This is a genomic window from Haloferax mediterranei ATCC 33500 (assembly GCF_000306765.2).
Classification (GTDB): Archaea; Halobacteriota; Halobacteria; order Halobacteriales; family Haloferacaceae; genus Haloferax; species Haloferax mediterranei.
In genome coordinates this window covers 759778-778964 of sequence record NC_017941.2, presented here as the reverse complement: position 1 = coordinate 778964, position 19187 = coordinate 759778, and the positions used below count along the sequence as shown (strand labels likewise).

Annotated in this window: 25 protein-coding genes; 15 read left to right on the top strand and 10 right to left on the bottom strand. The window is 62.1% G+C overall.

Annotated features, from left to right (window positions below):
* The first annotated feature begins 76 nt into the window (after positions 1-76).
* The 3 genes from HFX_RS04000 to HFX_RS03990 are packed head-to-tail and all read left to right on the top strand — an operon-like array spanning position 77 to position 1298.
* Positions 77-262, top strand: coding sequence for a DUF7331 family protein (locus HFX_RS04000; protein ID WP_004057404.1), 186 nt, complete (start codon positions 77-79; stop codon positions 260-262).
* A 48-nt stretch (positions 263-310) separates the two neighbouring features.
* On the top strand, positions 311-844 hold the full coding sequence (locus tag HFX_RS03995) for a DUF7322 domain-containing protein (protein WP_004057405.1): 534 nt from the start codon (positions 311-313) through the stop codon (positions 842-844).
* A gap of 25 nt (positions 845-869) precedes the next feature.
* A complete protein-coding gene (locus tag HFX_RS03990) occupies positions 870-1298 on the top strand; it encodes a DUF7346 family protein (protein ID WP_004057406.1) in 429 nt (142 codons plus the stop codon).
* A 29-nt stretch (positions 1299-1327) separates the two neighbouring features.
* Here the strand turns inward: HFX_RS03990 and rad50 are convergent, their stop codons facing one another.
* The 4 genes from rad50 to HFX_RS03970 are packed head-to-tail and all read right to left on the bottom strand — an operon-like array spanning position 1328 to position 6025.
* Positions 1328-4009 (bottom strand): DNA double-strand break repair ATPase Rad50, encoded by a 2682-nt coding sequence (gene rad50 / locus HFX_RS03985; protein ID WP_004057407.1) that lies wholly within the window; start codon positions 4007-4009, stop codon positions 1328-1330.
* Positions 4006-5373, bottom strand: a complete 1368-nt coding sequence (mre11, locus tag HFX_RS03980) for a DNA double-strand break repair protein Mre11 (protein ID WP_004057408.1) — start codon at positions 5371-5373, stop codon at positions 4006-4008. The genes rad50 and mre11 overlap by 4 nt, the downstream gene beginning before the upstream one ends.
* Positions 5370-5729 carry a hypothetical protein gene (locus HFX_RS03975; RefSeq protein WP_004057409.1) on the bottom strand — a complete coding sequence of 120 codons (360 nt, stop codon included), beginning with the start codon at positions 5727-5729 and terminating at the stop codon, positions 5370-5372. The genes mre11 and HFX_RS03975 overlap by 4 nt, the downstream gene beginning before the upstream one ends.
* 26 nt (positions 5730-5755) lie before the next feature.
* The gene (locus HFX_RS03970; RefSeq protein ID WP_004057410.1) at positions 5756-6025 is read right to left on the bottom strand and encodes a MarR family transcriptional regulator; all 270 of its coding nucleotides are present in this window, start codon (positions 6023-6025) and stop codon (positions 5756-5758) included.
* 171 nt (positions 6026-6196) lie between these two features.
* On the opposite strand from HFX_RS03970, the gene pan1 reads away from it, so the two are divergent.
* Entirely contained in the window at positions 6197-7414 is a 1218-nt protein-coding gene (pan1, locus tag HFX_RS03965) for a proteasome-activating nucleotidase Pan1 (RefSeq protein WP_004057411.1), read from the top strand.
* Between the two features lie 96 nt (positions 7415-7510).
* On the opposite strand, the gene HFX_RS20455 is transcribed toward pan1, so the two are convergent.
* Positions 7511-7645: a hypothetical protein gene (locus tag HFX_RS20455; RefSeq protein ID WP_004057412.1), complete on the bottom strand. Its 135-nt coding sequence runs from the start codon at positions 7643-7645 to the stop codon at positions 7511-7513.
* A gap of 122 nt (positions 7646-7767) precedes the next feature.
* Between HFX_RS20455 and nth the strand changes: the two genes are divergently transcribed.
* Entirely contained in the window at positions 7768-8451 is a 684-nt protein-coding gene (gene nth / locus HFX_RS03960; RefSeq protein ID WP_004057413.1) for an endonuclease III, read from the top strand.
* A gap of 76 nt (positions 8452-8527) precedes the next feature.
* Here the strand turns inward: nth and HFX_RS03955 are convergent, their stop codons facing one another.
* Positions 8528-9010 carry a DUF7321 family protein gene (locus HFX_RS03955; RefSeq protein ID WP_004057414.1) on the bottom strand — a complete coding sequence of 161 codons (483 nt, stop codon included), beginning with the start codon at positions 9008-9010 and terminating at the stop codon, positions 8528-8530.
* A gap of 157 nt (positions 9011-9167) precedes the next feature.
* Here HFX_RS03955 and HFX_RS03950 point away from each other — a divergent pair, with 157 nt between their 5' ends.
* The 8 genes from HFX_RS03950 to HFX_RS03915 all read left to right on the top strand — a co-directional run bounded on the left by HFX_RS03950 (position 9168) and on the right by HFX_RS03915 (position 13981).
* A complete protein-coding gene (locus tag HFX_RS03950; RefSeq protein ID WP_004057415.1) occupies positions 9168-9998 on the top strand; it encodes a DUF7319 domain-containing protein in 831 nt (276 codons plus the stop codon).
* Between the two features lie 87 nt (positions 9999-10085).
* Positions 10086-10733: a halocyanin domain-containing protein gene (locus HFX_RS03945; protein ID WP_004057416.1), complete on the top strand. Its 648-nt coding sequence runs from the start codon at positions 10086-10088 to the stop codon at positions 10731-10733.
* A complete protein-coding gene (locus HFX_RS03940) occupies positions 10733-11128 on the top strand; it encodes a DUF7318 family protein (RefSeq protein WP_004057417.1) in 396 nt (131 codons plus the stop codon). The genes HFX_RS03945 and HFX_RS03940 overlap by 1 nt, the downstream gene beginning before the upstream one ends.
* A 3-nt stretch (positions 11129-11131) precedes the next feature.
* Positions 11132-11926 (top strand): cytochrome b, encoded by a 795-nt coding sequence (locus HFX_RS03935; protein ID WP_004057418.1) that lies wholly within the window; start codon positions 11132-11134, stop codon positions 11924-11926.
* Positions 11927-11936: 10 nt separating this feature from the next.
* Positions 11937-12701 (top strand): cytochrome b family protein, encoded by a 765-nt coding sequence (locus HFX_RS03930; RefSeq protein WP_004057419.1) that lies wholly within the window; start codon positions 11937-11939, stop codon positions 12699-12701.
* A 39-nt stretch (positions 12702-12740) separates the two neighbouring features.
* Entirely contained in the window at positions 12741-13130 is a 390-nt protein-coding gene (locus HFX_RS03925) for a DUF7315 family membrane protein (protein WP_004057420.1), read from the top strand.
* A complete protein-coding gene (locus HFX_RS03920) occupies positions 13123-13404 on the top strand; it encodes a DUF7314 family protein (protein WP_004057421.1) in 282 nt (93 codons plus the stop codon). The genes HFX_RS03925 and HFX_RS03920 overlap by 8 nt, the downstream gene beginning before the upstream one ends.
* 133 nt (positions 13405-13537) lie before the next feature.
* Positions 13538-13981, top strand: coding sequence for a DUF7313 family protein (locus tag HFX_RS03915; protein WP_004057422.1), 444 nt, complete (start codon positions 13538-13540; stop codon positions 13979-13981).
* 155 nt (positions 13982-14136) lie between these two features.
* On the opposite strand, the gene HFX_RS03910 is transcribed toward HFX_RS03915, so the two are convergent.
* On the bottom strand, positions 14137-14907 hold the full coding sequence (locus HFX_RS03910) for an NAD(+)/NADH kinase (RefSeq protein WP_004057423.1): 771 nt from the start codon (positions 14905-14907) through the stop codon (positions 14137-14139).
* 96 nt (positions 14908-15003) lie between these two features.
* Positions 15004-16311: a M28 family peptidase gene (locus tag HFX_RS03905; RefSeq protein WP_004057424.1), complete on the bottom strand. Its 1308-nt coding sequence runs from the start codon at positions 16309-16311 to the stop codon at positions 15004-15006.
* A 139-nt stretch (positions 16312-16450) separates the two neighbouring features.
* Here HFX_RS03905 and HFX_RS03900 point away from each other — a divergent pair, with 139 nt between their 5' ends.
* Together HFX_RS03900 and HFX_RS03895 are read left to right on the top strand one after the other, a co-directional pair.
* Positions 16451-17617, top strand: a complete 1167-nt coding sequence (locus tag HFX_RS03900) for a thiolase domain-containing protein (protein ID WP_004057425.1) — start codon at positions 16451-16453, stop codon at positions 17615-17617.
* Positions 17617-17997, top strand: a complete 381-nt coding sequence (locus HFX_RS03895; RefSeq protein ID WP_004057426.1) for a Zn-ribbon domain-containing OB-fold protein — start codon at positions 17617-17619, stop codon at positions 17995-17997. Before HFX_RS03900 ends, HFX_RS03895 begins: the two co-directional genes overlap by 1 nt.
* A 38-nt stretch (positions 17998-18035) precedes the next feature.
* Here the strand turns inward: HFX_RS03895 and HFX_RS20450 are convergent, their stop codons facing one another.
* Both HFX_RS20450 and HFX_RS03890 read right to left on the bottom strand, forming a co-directional pair.
* Positions 18036-18170, bottom strand: a complete 135-nt coding sequence (locus HFX_RS20450) for a hypothetical protein (RefSeq protein WP_269321956.1) — start codon at positions 18168-18170, stop codon at positions 18036-18038.
* A 25-nt stretch (positions 18171-18195) separates the two neighbouring features.
* Positions 18196-19122, bottom strand: coding sequence for an alpha/beta fold hydrolase (locus HFX_RS03890; RefSeq protein ID WP_004057427.1), 927 nt, complete (start codon positions 19120-19122; stop codon positions 18196-18198).
* Between the last annotated feature and the right edge of the window lie 65 nt (positions 19123-19187).

Here is a 19187-nt window from a genome sequence, read left to right as displayed (position 1 = left end):
CCCCTTCGGTTCTGCGAACTTATTAGCAAATCACGGAAAAACATTTATCTGTGTATGTTATTCACTGTCATACGATATGACCGACCACGCATCACCAGGACGGTGGGACGGCACGATCGACGGCAACGGACCGGTTGGTCCGACAGGCGCCGAGACGATCGAATCCTACGATATCGACGGTGGCGTGGTGTTCTACGACGCGGAGAACCCACTTGCATGGGTCGAGGCGACGCGGTCGATGCGCCTCGACGACTGCGCCTAACTCGGCCGAAACGGGCTTTTTTTCTCGGCACGGCGTCTCGACACAACTGTGACGGACGACGAGCGACGCGAGGACGTTCGGGAGACGACAGAGCCGTCTGCCGAAGCCCATCAGAACGCAGAGCGTTCTGAGGAAGATGTTGCCTCCCGAATCGACCCCGAAAAGCGGTGGGGCGACCCGGAAGCCCGATGGGGAAATCCCGAGAAGGACCTCCCGAACATTCCACGTGTCCGTATCCCCGGTGAAGACGCCAACACGGAGACTGAAGAGACCGGTGAAGACGAGGAGGTGCCGGAGTTCTCCGCTGACATCGACCCCGAAGCGGCGCGACTGTTCTGGGCGAGCGTTATCCTCGCAAACATCGGCGTTGCGGGCGTCGCAGTCGGGGCGATGCTCATCTATTTCCGCGGCCAGACGATGGTCGGCGGCGGTCTCGTCCTCTTAGGCGTCGGTTCACTGGTTCGCGTCTACTACACTCACAAGAAGTTCGAACGCGGCGACTGGTCGAGCGATGACGACGGGGACGAAGACAGTTGTGAAGTCGGGGACAACAGCGACGACCCCAGCAAGCGCAACCGCTAACAGTCGCCGATACCTTCGACACTTCATGCGAACCGTCCGCGGTCCCGACGGCCGACGCTACCTGCTCGTCAAGCGCTCCAGCGACGCCAGTCGCGTCCGCGACCCGAAGACAGGCGACGAGCGCCATTTTCCAAACGACGAACTCGAAACCGTGAGTGGAGAGTCACCGCTCGAAACCGCCGCCCGCGCCGTCCCTGAACCGGTCCGCCGAATCCTCGTCGCAGTCCCAACCGAGCGCAGCCTCGGACTCCTCGTCGACCTTGCGGACCGCGGGCCGCTTCCAGTCGTCGAGTTACTCGGCGCGTACGACCTCTGTGAGAGCGACCTCCACGGTCTCCTGACCGAGTTCAAAATCGCAGGACTTGTCGAAGAGACCACGGTCTACGGGGAGCGAGGCTACGAGGTAACGGATACCGCGAAAGAGGGAATCGAACGGTTGCGCGCGAACGAGTGAGTAACGGAGTAGAACGACGACGAGGTCGCTCAGTCGTCCGCGAGCGCGCTGGCGAGCGTCGGGGCGTCGGTCCGCTCGACAGTCGAGCGGTTCGTCGTCGGGTTCTTCTCGACGCGGACGAGGTCGTCGGCCGCGCCGACAAGTTCGTCGTCGTGGCTGACGATGAGAATCTGCTTGACGCCGCGGTTCTGCATGTCCTCGACGAGGTCGACCAGTCGTGAGACGTGGCCGGTGTCGAGGAAGACGGTCGGTTCGTCGAGAATGAGCGGCGGGAGCGGGGCCGCGCCGTCGATACCCTCGGCGAGAAGCCGATAGATGGCACATCGCAGGCTGAGGTTGAACAGGGCGCGTTCGCCACCCGACAACTGCTCGGGTTCGAGCGCCGTGCCGTCTTTTTGGAACACCGTCAGGCCGTACTCGCCGTCGAGTCGGATGCGCGAGTAGGCGTCGTTGGCGTACACGAGGTCGAACGTCTCGTTGAGCATCCGTTCGAGCACTTCGACGTTCCGCTGGCGGAGTTCCGCCCGGAGGTCGCCGTAGGTCGATTCGAGCGTCGAGACCTCGTCGTGGAGCGATTCGAGGGCATCCACGCGCTCAGCGAGTTCTTCGCGGCGCTCGCGGAGTTCGTCGAGTCGTTCGAGGTCGGCGTTGACGCCACCGATTTGGCTCTGGAGGTCGTCGCGTTGCTCCCGCAAGTCTGGGAGCACTTCGTCTTCGACCTTTTCGAGGTACGTTTCGGCCTTCTGTTTGCTCGTTTTGGCCTTCTTGACCGCATCTTCGTCGACCGTCTCGCGGAGTTCGTCACGTCGCTTCTGGCGCTCTTGGAGGTGTTCACGTCGCTCGCGGTTTACGTCCGCAAGCGTCTCGCGCTTCTCTCGGAGGCGGTCGCGGGCATCGACCGTGTCCGCTCGCGTGTCAACGAGAGATTCAACGCGGTCCAGTCGCTCTCGGCGAGCATCGAGCGATTCGAGGTCCGATTCGAGGGACTCGACCGTCTCCTCGACTTCCGCCGCGCGCTCGGCCTGTTTCGTCGCCGCCTCGCGCTTTTCTTCGGCCTCCGATTCGAGGTCGTCTGCGGCTTCACGTTTCTCCGTAGCTGCCTCACGTCGAGTTTCGACCGTCTCCTCGCGGTCGGCGATTCGTTCGGCGGCAAGTTCGAGCCGGTCTGTGTAGGAGTCGGCGCGGCTTTCGGCGTCGACTAGTTTCTCAGCCGCTTCGACCGCTTCTTTCAGTGACTCGACCTTCGATTCGAGCGTCTCTCGCTCGGATTCGAGTCTCTCGACCGCCCCCTCGCGTTCGCTGATGGCGTCCACGTGGGGGGAGCCATCGACCGGTTGGCCACACTCCGGACACTTGCCCGCGTCGCGGAGTTCCTCGGCTTCGGCGAGTCGTTCGCGGGCGTTCTTCAACTCGGTCTCGGTTTCGGCAAGTGACTCGCGGGCCGAAGAGAGGTCGCTCCGGCGTTCGTCGAGAAGGTCGGCCGCCTCGCCGAGTTCGACGGGCGCGTCAGCGAACGACGCTTCGATGGTTTCGAGCGAGGCTTCGATGTCTGCGCTGGTCTCGCGGAACGATTCGAGTTCGCTCGCTGCCTCATCGGCCGTTTGTTCGTCCGCTTCGGCGGCCTCGCGTTTCTCCTCGGCGCGAGTTTCGAGGTCGTCTGCGCGCTCTTCGAGCCGTTCTGCCTGCGTGGCGAGTCCTTGCGCCCGCGTCCGGGCTTCCGAAAGTTCGTCTCGAATCTCCGACTCCCGGTCGGCGAACGCCTCCCGACGGGCGGCGATTGCCTCCTCGCTGGCATCGTCGAGTGCGGTTTGCTCCAGCACGGTTTCGATGTCCTCGTCGAGGTCGTCGAGTTCCTCACCGAGTTCCCGGATTCGCTCCGTGAGTTTGTCGCGCTCTGCTTCGTCGGCCGCGACTTTCGATTTGAGGTCCTCGATGGCGGATTCGACTTCGGCGAGTCGCTCCCGATTTTCTGCGTGTTCGTCCAGCGTCGATTGGGCGGCGTCAAGGGCCGATTTAGCTTTGTCTCGTTGAGACTCGTAGTGCTCGATTTTCTCGTCTACCTCGACGAGGTCCGATTCGAGGGCGTTGAGTCGCGCGTGGAGGTCTTCGTCCTCCTTGGCCGCGATTTGCGACTCGATATCTTCGAGGACGCTCTGCTTGCTCGTCAGTACGTCTTCGACCCCCAACCGGGCGTTTCCGGCCCGTTCTCGGTACTGTTCGAGTTTCCCGAGTTGCAGGAGGTCGTCAATCATGTCCTGACGCTGTGCCGGCGTCGCGTTGATGAGTTTGTTGACCTCGCCCTGCTGGACGTACGCGCAGTTGACGAACGCCTCGGCGTCCATCCGCAGGAGCGACCCGACGTGCCGTCGAACGTCGCGCGCGCCCTCGACGGACCCGTCCGGTCCTTCGAGAACACACTTCGCGGTGGTCGCGCGGTCGCCCGAAATCCTGATTCGGCGGTCGATACGATACTCGCCGCCGTCGTGGACGAATTCGAGCGAGATTTCGGCGTCGTCAGCGCCGGTCGTCACCACGTCGTCGAGCGTCCCAGCCAGCGCTTTCGACCCGTAGAGGGCGAAGAAACACGCTTCGAGGAGCGACGACTTCCCGCTCCCGTTGACGCCGTGGATGACCGTGACGCCGTCGCGAAGGTCGAGTTCGGCGTCCTCGTACGGCTTGAAGTTCTGAATGCTGATGTGCGTGAATCTCATGCGAAATCACCCAGCGAACTGTCGCGGTTGGCTTTCGGTTCTGCGTCGGTGCCGGACTCGGTTTCTACGTCGGCAACGGGTTCAGGCTCGGAACGGGCGATGGACTCGGAGGGTTCGTCGGGCGTACCACCCATGTCGCTGGTGGATGTCGGTTCGTCAGGTATCTCACCCGCGTCGGTAGCGGAAGCAGGTTCGTCGTCGGACTCGTCTTCGCCCGAGGACCCTTCTTCCTCCGTCTCTGGCCCAGCGGTGACGAAGGCACTCCGGTCGTCAGAAAGAAGCGACGCGACGCGCTCTCGAACCTCGTCGCGAACGTTCGAATCGGCGACTTTGCTCGCGCGAACCGTCTCGTCAACGTCGAGTGCAGCGCTCGATAGGCCCATCTCGCGGACCCGGTCGCGGACCGCGTCGTCGGGGTCGGCAAACGACACGTCGGTCGAGAGTTCTTCGTCGGTGTCGACTTCGCGTCGGTCGTTGACGCGGGCGACGAGCGCGCCCTGTTCGGCGGCGAACGATTCGACCGCAGCGGGCGTAACTGCGTCACCCTCGCCGGTCAGTTCGACGACGACGACGGCGTCCTCACAGTCGAACTCGCGGACGCGCTGGCGCACGCGGTCGATTCCCTCGTCGCCCGAGAGGTCGACCTCGATGAATTCGAACGGCCGCGTTTCGAGCGTTCGACGGCGGATATCGACCGCCGAAGAGTCGAACTCGACGAGATTGTATCCGCGCGGGTCTCGCTCGCTCGCGCTCGCGCGCTCAGTGGAACCGCAATAGGTCACCCACGTACCGTCGAGGTCCGCCGTATCAGGGACGTGATTGTCGCCGAGAAGCATCGCGTCGAAGTCGACGTTCGATTCGGCGAGGACCGTCTCCGTCTCCCAGTCGGCGTGGGCGAACGGGGTAAAGAGACCGTGTGCGACGAGTGCCGTCTGCGGTTGGTCGTGCGGTTCGAACTGGTAGTCGAGTTCGTCTCGTCGAGAGCGCGGGACGTGGTCGAGACCGTAGAATGCCACGTCGCCGACGACGTACGGGTCGCTCCCGAGTCGAGTCGCCAATCCGAGACGTTCGAAGAGGTCGAGCCATTGCCCGCCGCGTGTCGACTCGTGGTTGCCGACGATGGCGAGAAACGGTATCCCGGCGTCATCGAGGCGACGAAGCGCGGCGAGCGTTCCGAGAAGGTCGGGGAGTTCGGGACGGCGGTCGTGATAGAGGTCACCTGCGTGGATGACCGCGTCTACGTTCTCCGAGCGTGCATCCGCGACGACCTGTTCGAAGGCGTCGAGGAAATCTTGGCGGCGCTCCGGCGAGTGGTACTGCTGGTACCCGATATGGGTGTCGCCGGTGTGTATCACCCGTGTCATCTGTCTGCAGGTTCGCCACCGCTGCTGAAAACGGTTGTGCGACCGGACTGAAAGTGGTCAGCGTCTCGAATCTGCGTTGATTCGTCGGCATCGAGCGCCTCGCGGAGTCGAGAAAGGTCTGAAAGGAGCGCACTGCCTTCGCGTGCCCACTCGTCGTGTCCGTTTCGTGCTGCGGTGCCGACGGCACGTCGGAGCGTGACTTCACCACCATCGTCGAGAAAGCGCGCTGCCGTAGAGATATCCGAGAAAGCATCTCGCGCGGCGGCAACAACATCAGTTGGTGGCTGTGGCTCTCGAGGTGCGTCGGAATCGGCGAGTGCTTTGAGTGCGCGGCCGACGGCGACGGGGTCAGTCATACGTCGCCGTGGTCCCGTACTCGGATTTAAAGCTTCAGCGTGTAGAGTCGTTTCCGCGCGTCCGAAAACGAGAACCGAGAGTCGACAGCGCCTTCGTCTTCGAGACGTGAGAGGGCGTACCGAACGGTCCGTGGTGGGAGAAGCGACTCTTCGGCGATTTGGCTCTGGGTGAGCGTATCCTCGTAATCGAGTATCTTCGCGACTAATTTCGCGCTCGGGGGCATGTCTCGAACCGTCTCCCACCGGTCGTCAGACTGGGGTTCGGACTTGCGTTCGACTGCTTCGGTGGTGCTCATCGTACCAGACACCATGGAATGCTATTAGATAATATTTACTATCAGAATTTATTACTGGTGGGAATTTATGTGACGCACGTCAGACTCGCCATCCCCCGTGGAGACGCTTCATAGGCGGTGAATCCCTCACACACCCGAAGCCTCTTATGAACCTACACCCTATCCCGGATGATGACCGACACTGTGGACGACGTCGACCTTCCATACGATAAGGATTCGGCGTCGCAGCAGGAGAAGATTACCGCCCTTCAAGAGCGGCTCGAAGTTCTCGAAACACAAAACGAGGAGATGCGCGACAAGCTCCTCGACACGAACGCCGAGAACAACAAGTATCAGCAGAAGCTTGAGCGGCTTACCCACGAAAACAAGAAGCTCAAGCAGTCGCCGCTTTTCGTTGCGACGGTTCAGGAAATCACCGACGAGGGGGTCATCATCAAGCAACACGGTAACAACCAAGAGGCCCTCACCGAGGTGACAGACGAGATGCGCGAGGAGTTAGAACCCGACGCGCGTGTCGCCGTGAACAACTCGCTTTCTATCGTGAAGCGACTCGACAAGGAGACCGACGTCCGGGCACGTGTCATGCAGGTCGAACACAGCCCCGAGGTCACCTACGAGGATATCGGCGGACTCGAAGAACAGATGCAAGAGGTCCGAGAGACCGTCGAGATGCCGCTCGACCGTCCCGAGATGTTCGAGAAGGTGGGTATCGACCCACCGTCCGGCGTGCTTCTCTACGGCCCGCCGGGGACCGGGAAGACGATGCTCGCGAAGGCCGTCGCCAACCAGACGAACGCTTCGTTCATCAAGATGGCTGGCTCCGAACTGGTGCACAAGTTCATCGGTGAGGGCGCGAAACTCGTCCGCGACCTGTTCGAGGTCGCCCGCGAGAACGAACCCGCCGTCATCTTCATCGACGAAATCGACGCCATCGCGTCCAAACGGACCGACTCGAAGACCTCCGGCGACGCCGAGGTCCAGCGGACCATGATGCAACTGCTCGCCGAGATGGACGGCTTCGACGAACGCGGGAACATCCGCATTATCGCGGCGACAAACCGCTTCGACATGCTCGACCCCGCTATCCTTCGTCCCGGCCGGTTCGACCGCCTCATCGAGGTGCCCAAGCCGAACGCGGACGGCCGCGAAATCATCTTCAAGATTCACACGCGGAAGATGAACGTCTCCGACGACGTGGACTTCGTGGAACTCGCCGAGATGGCCGAGAACGCCTCCGGTGCCGACATCAAGGCAATCTGTACGGAAGCCGGGATGTTCGCTATCCGCGACGACCGCACGGAGATTTACATGCAGGACTTCCTCGACGCTTGGGAGAAGATTCAGCAGGAAGCAGCGGACGAGGCGGACATCTCACGCGCCTTCGCATAACGCGAGCAGTTCCGCTTTCGTCGTCGATTCGACCCCCAATTTCCTTTTTTTAACCGACTTGAGTCGCGAGTGACGACGCGCGAAATTCGGCTGGGACTACGCGGAGAACGCGAGATACGGCAGGACGAACAACACGACGAACATTGCCACGAGGATGAGACCGTAGCTGACGAGCGTCGCGGCCGCGGTCAACCACGCTTCACGCCGACCGGGGAGTTCGAGCACAGACATGCTCGTTCGCTCGCAGTCGTGGATGATAAATCGTTGGTCTTCTACACAATGGGTTTCGGAGTAGCACCGAATCGTCGGCCGTAACCCGAACGACTGAAACCGACTGGGTCGAACCCGGAGGTATGGGCACGCCACTCGACACTCGTGAGGCGCAAGCCGAGGAGGTCCTCGACCGTCTGTACGAGGAGTATCCCGATACGACCATCTCACTAAACTACTCGAACCGACTCGAACTCCTCATCGCCGTAATGCTCTCCGCGCAGTGCACCGACGAGCGCGTCAACAAGGTTACAGCGGAGTTGTTCGAGAAGTACGACGACGCCGAAGACTACGCGAACGCCGAACAAGAGGCGTTGGCCGAGGATATCAACTCCATCACCTACTACAACAACAAGGCGAAGTACATTCGAAGCGCGTGTTCCGATATTATCGAGAAACACGACGGCGAGGTGCCGGACACCATGTCCGAACTCACCGATCTCGCCGGTGTCGGTCGAAAGACCGCAAACGTCGTCCTCCAACACGGTCACGACATCGTCGAAGGCATCGTCGTGGACACACACGTCCAGCGACTCTCGCGCCGACTCGGCCTGACGGAAGAGGAGTCCCCCAAGCGAATCGAGACGGACCTCATGCCCGTCGTCCCCGAGATGGACTGGCAGCAGCTCACCCATCTGTTCATCAGTCACGGTCGCGCTGTCTGTAGCGCGCGTAACCCCGACTGCGACGTCTGCGTACTCGAAGACATCTGTCCGTCCTCGAAACTCGAACACCAAGTCGACCTCGCCAGCGGCGAGGCGTGGTGAAGACACGCGTACGCTCCTGTCTTATTCTCGCGCATCCCCACGCTGTTCGGACGCTCATCACGTACCGAGACACGGCTCAGACCAGAATGTAGCCCGTCACGTACCGGTACACGCCGAGAAGCCACGCGAGAATCCAGAAGATAACGTATCCGAACACACCAACCCGAAGTCGACCGCGCCACGCACCCATGTTTTCGTGGAGGTCGTCGAGTGATACGTCTTGGTCCGGGTCGTGATACAGATTCGCGTTCCATTTGGCTTGGAAGATACGGACGATACCCGTGAGCGCGAGCACGAGCATCGCGTACGCCTGCAACCCGAGGATTGCGTGAAGTGCGCTGACCCCGCCCAGTTGCTCGAACAGTCGGGGAATCATCCACGTGACGACGGGAATCGTATTCAACACGAGACCGGGGAAGATTATCTTGAGGTGGTAGACGAGCACGTCCCACGACACGATTTCGGTGTCGATCATTATCCACGCGCCGTAGATGTAGAAGGGAAAGCTGGCCGTGACGGTAATCGCGGCGAGCGTGGCGAGGATTGTCTCGTCTGCCATCGCACGCCGTTAGGTCGCGGATGGCGTAAAGGGACCGATGCGCGCCGACACCGTTCGAGCGCCGGACCACTTCTGAGCCCATTCGAGCGCTAGACCAACATCCCCGAGCAATTCGGGGTCGGAACACGTTTACCGGCGTGGTCCCTACAGCGTGGCGATGCCAGATTCGTCTTCCGCCCCGGCCGACGACACACCGTCCCCGGACGCGGATGCCGACGCTGCGGTGTCCGAGGACGAACTCGAGACTCTGCGGCAAGAAGTAGAGTCGAAGTACGACTTCGACAACTTCGGGCCGGCGGACATGGCGAAGATGACCGCCGAAGAGTGGGAAGCGGCGTTCGACCCGGATTCGTGGATTGTCGGCGAAGAACTGCTCGAACGGGTCGAGCAGGAGCTTCGCTACCGAATCGCAATTCGTGAGATCTTCGCCATTCTCGAACGTGTGACCGAGAACGGTAAGCAGCGCATCCTCGCGTACTCCGACGAGGGGTATGCAGTCGTCTACCCCGATGGGAGCGTCGAGGGTGAGGGAACCGTTCTGCGGGACGTGAAACCGACCGTCGCGCTCTGTTCGATGGACGACTTCGACGTGAACGACGCGCCGTCGACCGTCCGACTCCCTGGCCCCGACGAGGTTGCACAGGGGACCGGCGATTTCGGTAACTTGATGCTCCAGATCGTCGCGTTCGGGCAGGTAATCGGTGGAATCGCCCTCATCGCGTCGTGGCCGCTTCTCCCTAAACCGAAGACGATTATCGCGCCGGTCGCCGGTCTCGGCTTCCTCGTCATCGGTATTTTCCTCTTTGTCGTGGTAGCGAACGCTCGGCTCTCCGACCGCTTCCGGGCCGAGGAGTACCGCGACCGCCTCCGCGAAATCGGCGTCGAAGACGGCACGCGTCCGGAGTTCGTACCGACGTTTGACGGCGACGGGACGACAACGCCACTCGTCGAGGGTCCAGACGGTGAACCCCTCAGTTCTGAGGGGTAGTAATGGTCGTCGTCGGAGTGTGCAAAACCCCCTCCGTGACGGCATAGTCGGTGGGTTTAAGCGCATCCCATCCTGACGAACGACCGTATGAAAAGGCGGGAGTTTCTCCGAACGGCTGGCGGTGCGACAGCAGCCGCGACCGCTGCCGCCGGGACCGCCGCTGCGCAGGAAGGCGGCGGTGGAGCGCAGGTAAAACCCGACTTTGGTGGCTATCTCGACGGCGTTGATGGAGGTTACAAGGACCTCCGCGGCAACAAAGAGGTCACCGTCAAGGTGGGTGCCGCTGGCAACAGTGGTAACCTCGCGTTCTCACCGGCAGGCATCTGGATCGACCCCGGTACGACCGTAACGTGGGAATGGACTGGCGAAGGTGGCGGCCACAACGTCAAGATGGAAGAGGGCCCCGCGAGCCTCGACTCTGGTGCGCCCGTGAAGGAGGCTGGCACCACCTACGAGTACACCTTCGAAGAGGGTGACGCTGGCATCTCGAAGTACTATTGTTCCCCGCACCAGACGCTCGGCATGCTCGGCGCAGTCGCCGTCGGCGGCGATGTTGCGACCCTCGAAGTCGGCGGCGGTGGTGCAAAGGAACTCCACGAGCTTGGCGTTCCGATTCAGGCCCACTGGGTTGGCTCGGCGACTATCCTCGGGATTCTCGTCACCATCATTTACACGTTCTTCATCCTGAAGTACGGCGAATCACCCAATACGGGTAACACTGGAGGTGGCGAATAATGTCCTCAACCGGAAGCACATACGGCGACATTCACCGATACGAACCGGCACGCGAGAGTACCGCGGCGGCCATTGCAATCGTCCTCCTGACGATTATCGAGGTCGTCTTCGTGTTCCTCTTCACCTACGGATTCGTCTCCGGGTGGGCGCTGACGGACACGGGTAACATGTTCCTCGGCGGCGTCCTCGCCGTCATCTTCGTGGACCTCGCGTTCATTCTCGCACTGTACCGCAAGGAGTTCCTCCCCGACGTCATGATCGTCAAAAAGCGGCGTCGCAAGTGGGAAGACCTCTACGTCCGCGAGGAAGACGTCGACGGTGTCTCCTTCGACGGCAGCGGCGGCGGTGCGTGGGAACAGGTCAAGCGCGCGGTGTACCCCTACTACAAGCGATAAACAATGAGTCTCGAACGCAAAGACGAATACGACCACAAGGCCTGGATGAAAAAGAAGGACCTCACACCTATCGAGGCAACCTTCCTTACCACGCTCATCTGGCTGGATAAGCGATTCCGCATCGTCGACTATCTCGAGCTTCTGGAGACGCTCTACTACCGAGTCAACCTTCAGATGCCGAAGAGTCACACCGAGCAGTACAACCTCGACAACAAGTTCTGGTACTGGTACCCACTGTACACACTCGGGTTGTTCTCTACGCTCGCGTACGTCGTTGCGGCGATAAGTGGGGCCCTTCTTGGGTTCTACTACTCCCCCGCAACGACCGGTGACCCGACCACAGCCTACAGCCAGATCGAGTTTATCATGCGCGACCTGCAGTTTGGCTTCATGCTCCGTTCCGTCCACCGCTGGGCGGCACAGGTCATGGTCGCAGCCGTGTTCCTGCACATGCTCCGTGTCTACTTCACGGGGTCGTACAAGGAACCCCGCGAGCTGAACTGGCTGCTCGGAATCGTTCTGATTAGCCTGACGATGGTGTTCGGGTACACGGGATACCTTCTCCCGTGGGACCAACTCGCCTTCTGGGCCGGTCAGATCGGTGTCGAGATGGCGCGGGCCGTCCCGCTTGCCGGGGAATGGGTCGCCCAGCTCCTGTTCGGCGGTTTCACGCTGAGTCAATCGACGCTCCAACGCATGTACATCATCCACGTGTTCCTGCTCCCGTTCGTCGTGACGACACTCATCGCAATCCACATCGGCATCGTGTGGGTGCAGGGCATTGCGGAGCCGCACTGAGGTGACACACATGAGCAACAACGAACCCGAAAACAAGGAGATTCGAACCGACGGCACGGGTATCGTAGCCCCGGACAACGAGACGCCCACGTGGAGCGAGCGTAAGGCTCGCAAGACGGGGCTGTCCCGGCTCACCTACGAGTACTTCGAGCGCGCACGTCGTGAAGATCAGGACCTCCGCACGGAGTCCGACTACGTGGAACGTGACGTACTGGCGTTCCCGACGTGGCCACACGAGACCGTCCGGAACCTCTCTATCGGCGCGTTCTTCGTCGGGATGATTCTGTTCCTCTCGGCGACGATGCCGCCGCACATCGGCGCACCAGCGAACCCGTCGAACACGCCGGAAATCATCCTTCCCGACTGGTATCTCTACTGGTCGTTCGGCCTGCTCAAGCTGAACTCGCTGAACCCCGAACTTGCCATCCTCGGCGGCCAGAAGCTGATGGCCGACCGGACGTACGGTGTGCTCGCAAACGGTGTGGTTGTCGGCGCAATCGCTATCGCCCCCTTCCTCAACAAGGGGTCCGCACGGCGTCCCGTCGAACAGCCGTTCTGGGCGGCCGTGGGTGTCTTCGGTGTGGTCTTCGCACTGACGCTCTCGCTGCTGGCAATTAAGAACCTCATGCCGATGAACGTCGACCTGCTGTTCGACCTGACGTTCCTCTTGCCGGTCGTCTTCGGCACCGTCACCTACGCGGTGCTCAAGACGATGCGCGAGGGCTACATGTACGACCTCAACCGCCGCTACTACCGGCTCCGTCCGCCGAAGTAGAGCGGAACCACTACCAATCGTCCCTTCTTAGGATAGCTAATGACAGATAGCGACGCGACCAGTCGAACTGGTGACGCCGACCAACCGCGACGGGGTCGGCGCGGCCGACGAGACATCGTCGTCCCCATGCGGCTCTACAAGACGATTACCGTCTTTTCGACACTTATCGCCGTCGTCAGCGTAGTTCTCGGATTCGTCTTCCTCGATGCCGCGACCCTGCAAGTGAGCGCCCTTCGGGCAGTCATCTCGAACGCGTTCAGCGCGCTCGGTCTCAGCATTTCGAATGGGCTCTTGAGTACGGGGCTTGCGGTCGTCGGGTTGGCAGTCATCGCATTCGGGACGTTCGTGTACATCCTCGGGACTCGCTTCCGCGCCCAAGGAATGGGAAAGTCTCAAGAGGACTCCGGTGAAGATTCGAACAATGGCTGACGAATTCATCAAGGGGCTGGGCATCCTATCCGGTTCCGGCCTCGCGTGGATGGTGCTCGCGTCGTGGTACCGGACGGGCAGCTTCGAGAGTACGAAGCAGCTCATTGAGCCGCTGTCATCCGGAGCGAGCGAGGGAATCTTCAACCAGATGGCCGTTGCCCTGATGGACGTGTTTCTCTGGTTCGCAATCCTCGGTGCACTCACCTTCTGGATTCTCATTCCGGCAGGCCGTCAGGTAATGTCGGCACTGGAAGAACGGCGTAACGCGCAGTAACACTCGCGCACGCTCTCTCTTCTCGTTTCGGTACGTGACCAGTAAAATACCCCCCACGATAGTGGCTACTTCGGCAGCCCCGTTCCGAATCGGATTGGAAAAACTCTAATGAGTCTCGCTCCGACGGTCCTGTATGCAACCACTACAGTTCCTCGTCCCGCTTGACCAGTTGTTGGCGGTCGAACCGGTCATTGCGCACGTTGCACTCGCGTTCGTGCTCGCGAACTTCGCGACACGCTTCCTCGCCCACCGGGCACACGTCCAACAGGCAGCGAAAGATGGTGACGAAGCAGTCTCACGGTACATCCCACACATCCTGACGACGGTTGGACTCGTCTTGGCTTCGTTCCTGTTCCTGCTCGTTGAACCGCACGGCGGCATGGTGCTTTCCGTGCTGGTCATCGGACTGTTCGTCACCGACTTCTTCGAGTTCGAAGCGCGCAAGGTCGAAGCCCGGAACGGCCGCTCGCTGGACCGACCGAACGGCTCGCTCGCCGCGTCGGTTCTCGTGTTCCTGTACGCCGCGTACCAGAGCCTCTTCTTCGTTATCGCGGACGTCTGGAACGCCGTCATCTAAGACGGCCTCGACGCTCCATCTTCTCAGCGCCGCCCCCGAGATAGACTCGAAACTACCACGAGGGACACGTCTTTTGACAGTGCCGAGTACCGCGGCTCACCGGGAGTATCGACATGAAACGCGGCAGTAGCGAACGAAGGACGGTAGAATCCGACTTATCCGAGGAGCAGCGGCACCGTGTCGTCTCGTTCGACGACGACGGACTCGAAGGGGGCAACTTCGCGAGCGACTTCGGTATCGACGACGAGTGAGACCGGTGCGTCGTCACGTTCGACCGTGAGACGGAGTGGCGGCTGGAAGACCCACGAATCGTTCTGGGTCGCGTACGGCGAGACGGGGACGACGGCTACGCCAGCGTCTGGTCCCACGACCGCTCCGCCTGTTGCTCGCGCGTAGCCGGAACTCCCGAGCGGTGTTGCGACGACAACGCCGTCAGCGCGGAACTCGTCGACAGGCGTCCACACGTCATCTGTATCGTCATCGTCAGATACAACCGTGCTGTCGTCGACGCTGTCGTCGTCCACTCCGGCCGAGAAGGGAACGGCTGTGCTCGCATGAGCGACACCGTACTCGGAGATGTGCGCCGGTTCGCTCGTGACGAGCATCGCATCGAAGAGCGCGCGCCCGGCGTGGTCGCCTTCGACACGAACAGAAAGCGTCGGGTAGTCGACGACACGTCCCTCGCCCGCAAGAATCGGAGCGAGGTGCGCTTCGAGTCGCCGGTGCGGAACCGACCACGGCATCCCGCAGTCGACGGGCAAGACCGGGCAGTCCCAGGTCGAATCGAGCGCGATTGCCGAAACCGACGCTTCGCCGACTGCGACAACGGCATCAGCGTCTTCGGCGTCGTTCGGTGGGACAACCGTCGCTCCGGCGTCTCGAACCGCGGTACCGACTGACTCGTCACCGACGACCGCGAATTTCATCGTCGTCCACCTCCGGAGAGCCCCCGTAGCATCGTGCCATGCTACGCCGCCCCGAATAAAAGCACTCGTGGTTCGCGTCTGAAGACAGGAACCGACTCAGAAGGGCCAGTCGCCGGTGACTTTCATCCCCTCGGCCTTATCTTCGGCTTCGAGCGCCGCTGCGATGTCGTTGGGGTCGGCGTGTGGAACCTCCCGGTCGGCGCGTGCGAGTTCGACGGTGAGTTCCGTCAGCAGGATAGCCTGCTCGCGGAGCGTCCGTGATTCGAGTTTCTCGATGGTGTCGGCGTGGGTGTGGCCCCACCCGCGGCCGCGACCCTCTTTCTCGCTACCGACCATGTACGCGGGGATGCCGTAGGCGACGAACGACCAGTGGTCGCTGTGCGGGAGTTGCTCGGGAATCGTCGAGATGTCGTGGTCGAACCGCTCAGAGACGGTCTCTGCGGCGTCTTCGAGTTCGTCGAAGCCGTGGGTATGAAGCTTCAGCGTCCGCCCGGCGACGACGCCGTCGTTGTTGACGATAGCCTTCACGTTCGAGCGGTCTGGACCCAGTCGGTCGGCCTCGTATTCGGAGCCGACGAGACCGACTTCCTCCGCGCCGAAGCAGACGAACCGGACGCGCGTTTCGAGTTCGCCTTCGCGGGCGGCGAGTGCGCGGGCGAGTTCGACGACCATCGCGGTGCCCGCGCCGTTGTCCATCGCACCCTCGGCGATGTCGTGGGCGTCGAGGTGGCTTGTGACGAGCACTTCCTCGTCGGTGTCGGGACCGAGTTCGGCGTGGACGTTACCGCTGTCGGCGGCGGGTGCCTCACAGGTTACGTCGAGCGTCACTTCGTCGCCTTCGAACCGGCGGCCGAGTCGTGCGCCGACTTCCTTGCTCACGCCGACTGCGGGGATGTCTCCGATGGGCGCTTCGGCGGTGCCGACACTCCCCGTCGGCGGGAGTTGACCGGGGACGTGGTTGGCGAAGACGAATCCTGCCGCACCGGCCTCGACTGCGTAGTAGTACTTCTCGCGGCGGTGGATGAACCGGTCGTAGTGGTCCGGGACAGTCGATGAGACGACGACGACCTTCCCCGAGAGGTCGCGGTCGAAGTCCTCGGGAAGTCCATACCCGAGGTCGACCAGTTCGCCAGAGGCGGTTCCGGCGGGGCTGCGCGGCAGTGCGATACAGTCCTGCGTCGTATCGTGGGCGTAGATGGCGCTGTTGCCGCGCTCCCAGCCCTGAATCTCGAAGGGGTCGATTCGGGCGTTACGCGCGCCGACGCGTTCGAGCGCGTCACGCGTTGCTTCCAGTGCCTCGCGTTCGCCGGGTGACCCAGCCATCCGATTGCCGATATCGACCAGCGTCTCAAGGTGCTCCCAACCAACCTCACTCGTGAACGTGTCACCAATCCAGTCGCTCATAGTGATTCGTCTCCCGATGCGGTGGTAATAATTGCGGTGACGGAAGGTGCGACCGGCTGACGGCGAGGGTATGACGCCTTGGTACGGCAGTCGCCCTCGTTCGGCAGGTTCAAGGCCTATCTATCACGTACATTCGTTCATGAAGGACGTACGAATCGCCGGGGTTGGACTAACTAAGTTCGGGAATCTCCCCGACCGAACCGGCCGCGACCTGTTCGCCGAGGCGGCCCTCGCCGCCCGTGAGGATGCTGGCGTCTCTCGGGACGACTACGAGAGAATCTACTACGGCAACTTCATGGGTGAACTCGCAGAGCAACAGGGCCACCAAGGTCCAGTCATGGCCGAAGCCGCAGGGCTTGAATGTCCCGCAACTCGGTTCGAACAAGCCTGTGCTTCGGCCGGTGTCGCCTTCCGACAGGCCGTCCAGACGATTCGAAGCGGCGGTGCGGACGTGGTCCTCGCCGGTGGGATGGAACGGATGAACAACCTCGGAACGGCCAAAGTGACGCAGTCACTCGCCATCGCCGCCGACGAACTGTTCGAGGTCCGCGCGGGCGTCACATTCCCCGGCGCGTACGCGCTCATGGCACGCGCCTACTTCAACGAGTTCGGCGGGGACACCGAAGACCTCGCCCACATCGCGGTGAAGAATCACGCCAACGCGATGCCCAACGAGTACGCGCAGTTCCACCGCGAGATTACCCTCGACGACGCGATGGAAAGCGCCGTCGTCGCCGACCCGCTGCGCCTCTACGACGCCTGTCCCATCACCGACGGTGCGAGCGCTATCGTCCTCGTCAGCGACGACTACGCCGAGGAGCACGGTCTCGACGCGCCTGTTACCGTCACCGGGACGGGACAAGGAGGCGACAAGGCAGCTCTACAAGACCGTAAATACCTCGCCCGGACGCCCGCGGCGACGAAAGCCGCCGACGAGGCCTATGCAGACGCCGGGATTTCGCCGGACGACGTCGACGTGGCCGAAGTCCACGACTGCTTTACTATCGCCGAGGTGCTGGCGCTCGAATCGCTCGGCCTCTACGAACACGGCGAGGGCATCGGTGCGGCCGCCCGTGGTGAGACAACCCGTGACGGCGACCTCCCCGTGAACCTCTCGGGCGGACTCAAGGCGAAGGGCCACCCGGTCGGTGCGACGGGAACCGCACAACTCGTCGAGATGACGAAGCTCCTGCGCGGTGACCACGCGAACAGCGACGCCGTCTCGGACGCCCAAATCGGCATCACCCACAACGCGGGCGGAACCGTTTCAAGTGCTGTCGTCCACGTCCTGGAGGTGATGGACTGATGGCGAACACCGGATACGACGAGTGGATGGCCGCTATCGGAGACGGTGAGGGATACTATCTCGGTTGTCCCGACGGCCACGGGTCGCTGCCGCCGCGGCGAACCTGTCCGCACTGCGGCGCATCCGAACTAACCGAAGAACCGCTCCCGGAGACGGGCGAAGTCGTCACCTTCACCGAGGTGCACGTCCCTGCGCCGAACTTCGCTGACGAAGCCCCGTACGTGACAGCCGTCGTCTCGTTCGGTGCCGTCAAACTCACCGGCGTCGTCCGCGACATGCCGAACGACGAGGTCGAACTCGGAACGGAAGTCACAGCCGACACGGATGTGAATGCGACGACTGGCGAGCAGTTGCTCGTGTTCCGCCCGGCGGACGCGTAAGCCACCTGCGCCGCGTTCCAACCGAAAAACTCCTTTCTTCAATCCATAAACTCGCCCGGCCTCGGCCATCCGAGCGCGTACACACCGGCCATCCACACCCAAAACCCGAACGAGAGGAGCGCGATGGCAGCGTAGAGAAGAATCGAGACCGAGTCGAGAAATGGTACTGGCACGGGTTGAGTGTCTACCGAGTAGTCGTTACGCGAGCGCGTCTCTGACAGTGTCGACGAAGGCGCTCGGGAACTCGACGTGCGGGAGGAGCATCGTCTCGTCGAAGACGACGAGCGTGCAGTCGGCTTCGTCGGCGAGTTCACGGCCACGCTTCAGCGGCGTCACGTCGCTCTCACGACCCCACACGAGCGTCGTCGGTACGTCGAGGTTCGAAAGCGCCTCGCCGAGGTCCACGTCCGTATTGAGATAGCCGGAGATGAACGACGCCGGGGCGAAGCGTGCACCCCCCTGGTGGGACGTCTGCCACTCGTATTCTTGCCAGTCGTCGCCCGCCTTCGACGGGTCGTAGTAACCGTGGTCTGCGTTGAAGTAGCGAATCGACGGTCGAGAAGAGATGAGGTTGAATAACGTCTTGCCGACGACGGGTGCGCGGATGAGTTCGCGGAGCCACTCTTTCCGGTCGGGACCGCCGCGCTCAGTGGGGCAGATGAGGACGAACCGAGACACAGACACGTCGTCACGGGACGCAGCGGCAACAGTGTAGGCGGCGGTGAGAGACGAGGCGATAACGGCGGGGTCGTCGTACTCTGCGAGGAAGTCACCGACGAAATCCTCGTAGAGTGCTGGCGAGTAGTACAACGCCGGGCGGTCCGAGAGACCGAAGCCGGGGAGGTCCGGCGCGACGACGTGGTAGTCCTCGGCGAGTTCGCCGAAGACCTTGCGGAACTCACCCGACGACCCCGCCGCGTTGATACCGTGGAGGAAAACGAGCGTCGGCGCGTCTTCGTCGCCGGCCTCGACGTATGAGACGTCCATTCCGCGCCAGCGGTACGTTTGGTGGTCCCCGGAAAGCGGCGGTTCGAGGGGACCCACACGTTTCGAGAGAGCGGCGTTGGTGGCGGCGGCAAGGCCGACGCCAGCCGCGGCCAGACCGATGGCTCGTCGGAACTTCATGTCATGTAGATGGCGCGCGGAGACCTTAATTCGCCCGCCCGTGTCGGGGTGGTGGAAAAGAAGTC